Here is a 3,931-nt window from a genome sequence, read left to right as displayed (position 1 = left end):
CAGGCCGTGCGCCATTGCGGCATGCCGGGCGTCACCATGCTGGAAGAACCGGCGCCGGTGGCAGACGCAACCAGTTGACGCAGGCGGTTTGCTGCGGCGCGGATTGCAATGCCAGACGAGGGTTCCCTGTGCTATTCTGCAATCGTCTGATCGACCCCTCGAAGGAACGCCCCATGGCCAAGACCGCCAAAAAATCCAGCCCGAAAAACCCCGCCGTCGCGCCGTCCAGCGGCCTGCCGATCGATATCGGCATCTCGGCCAAGGATCGTGCCGCCGTCGTCGCGGAACTGTCCAGGACGCTGGCGGACACCTACACGCTGTACCTGATGACCCACAATTTCCACTGGAACGTCACCGGGCCCATGTTCAGCACGCTGCATCAGCTGTTCATGACCCAGTACACCGAAGCCTGGCAGGCCCTGGATGCCATTGCCGAACGCATTCGCGCCCTGGGGCATTACGCGCCCGGCACCTATGCCGAATACGCCCGGCTCAGTTCCATTGCCGAACCTGCCGCCGTGCCCTCGGCCGAGGACATGCTGCGCATGCTGGTGGACGGCAACGAGGCCGTTGCCCGCACCGCGCGCCAGGCATTCCAGTGCGCCGATGCCGTGAACGACCAGCCGACGGCCGACCTGCTCACGCAGCGTCTGGACGTGCATGAAAAGAACGCCTGGATGTTGCGCAGTCTGCTGGCCTGAGCTTCGGTTTGCGCGTTGAAGCACCACAGCGCGCAACACGATACCGGGAAAACCCCCGTACGGCGCAATGACCGCTGCACGGGGGTTTCGTGTATTCTTTTCCAGGTCTTTCACAGGAGGTTTTATGAACGTACGCTTTACGCCGATGGCAGCCGCACTGGGTCTGGCCGCCGGCATGATGCTTTCTTCCGTGGCGCATGCAGACACTATCCGCATCGCCATTGCGGGGCCCTTCACCGGGGCCTTGACCCAGTACGGCGACATGGTCAAAGAAGGCGTGGACACGGCGATCGAAACCATCAACGCCAATGGTGGCGTGCTGGGCAACAAACTGGAAGCCGTCGTGATCGATGACGGCTGCGAGCCCAAGCAGGGTCCGGTCGTGGCCAACCGCGTCGTCAATGAAAAGATCCACTATGTCGTGGGCCACGTGTGCTCGGGCGCCACGATCGCCGCGACCCCGGTCTACAACAACGAAGGCGTGGTCATGGTGTCCCCGTCCGCGACTTCGCCCCTGGTGACCGACGGCAAGAACTACGACATGATCTTCCGCACCATCGGCCGTGACGACCAGCAAGGCCCCGCCGCTGCGGAATTCATCGCCCAGAAAATCAAGCCCCAGGCCGTGGCCGTGCTGCACGACAAGCAGTCGTACGGCCAGGGCATCGCCACCGCCGTCAAGGCCGATCTGGAAAAGGCCGGCATCAAGGTCGTGCTGTTCGAAGGCATCAACGCCGGTGACAGCGACTATTCTGCCGTGATCACCAAGCTCAAGTCCTCGGGTGCCGACTTCGTCTACTACGGCGGCTACCATCCCGAAATGGGCCTGCTGCTGCGCCAGGGCGCCGAACAGGGCCTGCAGGCCAAGTTCATGGGTCCCGAAGGCGTGGGCAACCCGGACATCAATGCCATCGCCGGCCCGGCCGTCGAAGGCATGCTGGTGACCTTGCCGGCCGACTTCACGGCCGATCCGGCCAACGCGGCCGTGGTCAAGGCCTTCAAGGACAAGAACCGCAATCCGGGCGGCGCCTTCCAGCTGACCGCCTATTCCGCTGTCGAAGCCATTGCGGCCGGGATCAAGGGCGTGGGCAAGGACGACCCGACCAAGGTCGCGGCCTGGCTGCACGGCAATTCGGTCAAGACCCCGATCGGCGACATTGCGTGGAACGAGCAGGGCGACCTCAAGTCCTTCAAGTTCGACGTGTTCACCTGGCACGCCGACGGTTCCAAGACCGTCTTCAAGTAATGCCTCCGGACGCCGATCAGCCTCCGTGGCCTGATCGGTGTCGCTTGAACCGCAACAAAACCGGCACGCTCAAGAGAGACGTGCCGGTTTTTTTGTTCGTTTTGTTTTGGTCGTTCAGTCCGGGATGCGTTTTCCGCTGTCTGCGTCGAACCAGTGCGCGGGGTGTCGGCCATCCGGCCCCAGCGTGATTGCATCGCCTGCGGCCAGGGCGCGTTCACGGGTCTCGGACACGTTGCAACGCAGGATCAGGGACTGATCGCCCCAGCGGGCATGGATCAGCTGTTCCGACCCCAGGATTTCGATCATGTCGATCCGGGCCTGCAGGCCCGGTGCATCCAGTGCCAGGTGTTCTGGACGCAGCCCCAGGATCAACGTTCGCTGCGCGGCCCCGGCAGGGGTGGGCAGGGGCAGGGCGCGCCCATCGGGGCCGACGGCCCGGCCCTGTGCATCGGTGTCCACCCGCAGCAGATTCATGGGGGGCGAGCCGATGAAGCCCGCGACGAAGGTGGTCGCGGGATGTTCGAAGACCTCGGCGGGCGTGCCGATCTGTTCGGGCACGCCCTGGTTCATGACGATCATGCGATGGGCCAGGGTCATGGCCTCGACCTGATCGTGGGTGACGTACAGGCTGGTGGTGCCCAGGCGCTGATGCAGTTTCTGGATTTCCAGGCGCATCTGCACGCGCAGTTTGGCGTCCAGATTGGACAGGGGCTCGTCGAACAGGAACACGGCGGGTTCGCGCACGATGGCCCGGCCCATGGCCACGCGCTGGCGCTGACCACCGGACAATTGGCGCGGGCGGCGTTCCAGCAACTGGTCCAGTTCCAGGATGCGGGCGGCATCCTCGACACGGCGGCGGATTTCGTCACGGCCCAGGCGGCGGATTTTCAGGCCATAAGCCATATTGTCGAAGACGCTCATGTGGGGATAGAGCGCATAGTTCTGGAACACCATGGCGATATCGCGTTCGGCGGGTTCAAGTTCGTTGACCACCCGGCCGTCGATGGCGATTTCGCCGTGGGTGATCGATTCCAGGCCCGCCACCATGCGCATCAGGGTCGATTTGCCGCAGCCCGAAGGCCCCACGATGACGACGAATTCGCCGTCGCGCACTTCCATGTCGATGCCATGGATGACGGCCACGCCGCCTGGGTAGGTCTTGCGCACATCGCGAAAACTGAGGGTTGCCATGGGGATGGTGGTTTCCTATTTTTCTGAGTCGATCAGGCCTTTGACGAACCATTTCTGCATCAGGATGACGACGACGGCAGGCGGCAGCATGGCCAGCATGGCCGTGGCCATGACCAGATTCCATTCGGTGACGCTGTCGCCACCGGCGATCATGCGGCGAATGCCGACCACCACGGGGTACATGTTTTCGTGTGTGGTGATGATCAGTGGCCACAGGTACTGGTTCCAGCCGTAGATGAACTGGATCACGAACAGGGCAGCGATACTGGTGCGCGACAGCGGCAGCAGGATGTCCTTGAAAAACCGCATCGGGCCGGCGCCGTCGATGCGGGCAGCCTCGACCAGTTCGTCGGGCACGGTCAGGAAGAACTGCCGGAACAGGAACGTGGCCGTGGCCGAAGCGATCAGCGGCAGGGTCAGGCCAGCGTAGCTGTTGAGCATGCCCAGGTCGGCCACCACGGCATAGGTGGGCGCGATGCGGACTTCGACCGGCAGCATCAGGGTGACGAAGATCATCCAGAAGCACAGCATGCGCAGGGGAAAGCGGAAATACACCACGGCAAAGGCCGAGAGCATGGAAATGGCGATCTTGCCGATGGCGATCGCCAGGGCCATGAAGGTGCTGATCCACAGCATCCGGCCTACGGGCGGGGTGTTGACGGCGCCGCCGCGCAGCACGGTCCAGTAATTGTCCAGGAAATGGGTGCCGGGGACCAGGGACATGGGCGCCTGGGCGACTTCCTGGGCCGTCTGGGTGGACGCCACGAAGGCCACGTACAGGGGAAAGGCGATC

General features: G+C 63.5%; 4 protein-coding genes. 2 read left to right on the top strand and 2 right to left on the bottom strand.

Annotated elements, in window-relative coordinates:
* Positions 1 to 173 precede the first annotated feature (173 nt).
* Positions 174 to 701, top strand: coding sequence for a Dps family protein (locus RBR29_RS10970; protein WP_320349256.1), 528 nt, complete (start codon positions 174 to 176; stop codon positions 699 to 701).
* Between the two features lie 124 nt (positions 702 to 825).
* Complete coding sequence (locus RBR29_RS10965) at positions 826 to 1,947, top strand: branched-chain amino acid ABC transporter substrate-binding protein (RefSeq protein WP_320349255.1); 1,122 nt, start codon at positions 826 to 828, stop codon at positions 1,945 to 1,947.
* Positions 1,948 to 2,061: 114 nt separating this feature from the next.
* Here RBR29_RS10965 and RBR29_RS10960 read toward each other — a convergent pair whose 3' ends face one another.
* Together RBR29_RS10960 and ugpE are read right to left on the bottom strand one after the other, a co-directional pair.
* The gene (locus RBR29_RS10960) at positions 2,062 to 3,138 is read right to left on the bottom strand and encodes a sn-glycerol-3-phosphate import ATP-binding protein UgpC (protein ID WP_320349254.1); all 1,077 of its coding nucleotides are present in this window, start codon (positions 3,136 to 3,138) and stop codon (positions 2,062 to 2,064) included.
* A 15-nt stretch (positions 3,139 to 3,153) separates the two neighbouring features.
* A partial coding sequence (gene ugpE, locus RBR29_RS10955) for a sn-glycerol-3-phosphate ABC transporter permease UgpE (RefSeq protein WP_320349253.1) occupies positions 3,154 to 3,931 on the bottom strand: 778 nt, incomplete at its 5' end.

The sequence above is a fragment of the Castellaniella sp. genome, from assembly GCF_034007085.1.
GTDB lineage: Bacteria > Pseudomonadota > Gammaproteobacteria > Burkholderiales > Burkholderiaceae_B > Castellaniella.
This window is presented reverse-complemented; position numbering and strand designations above follow the sequence as displayed.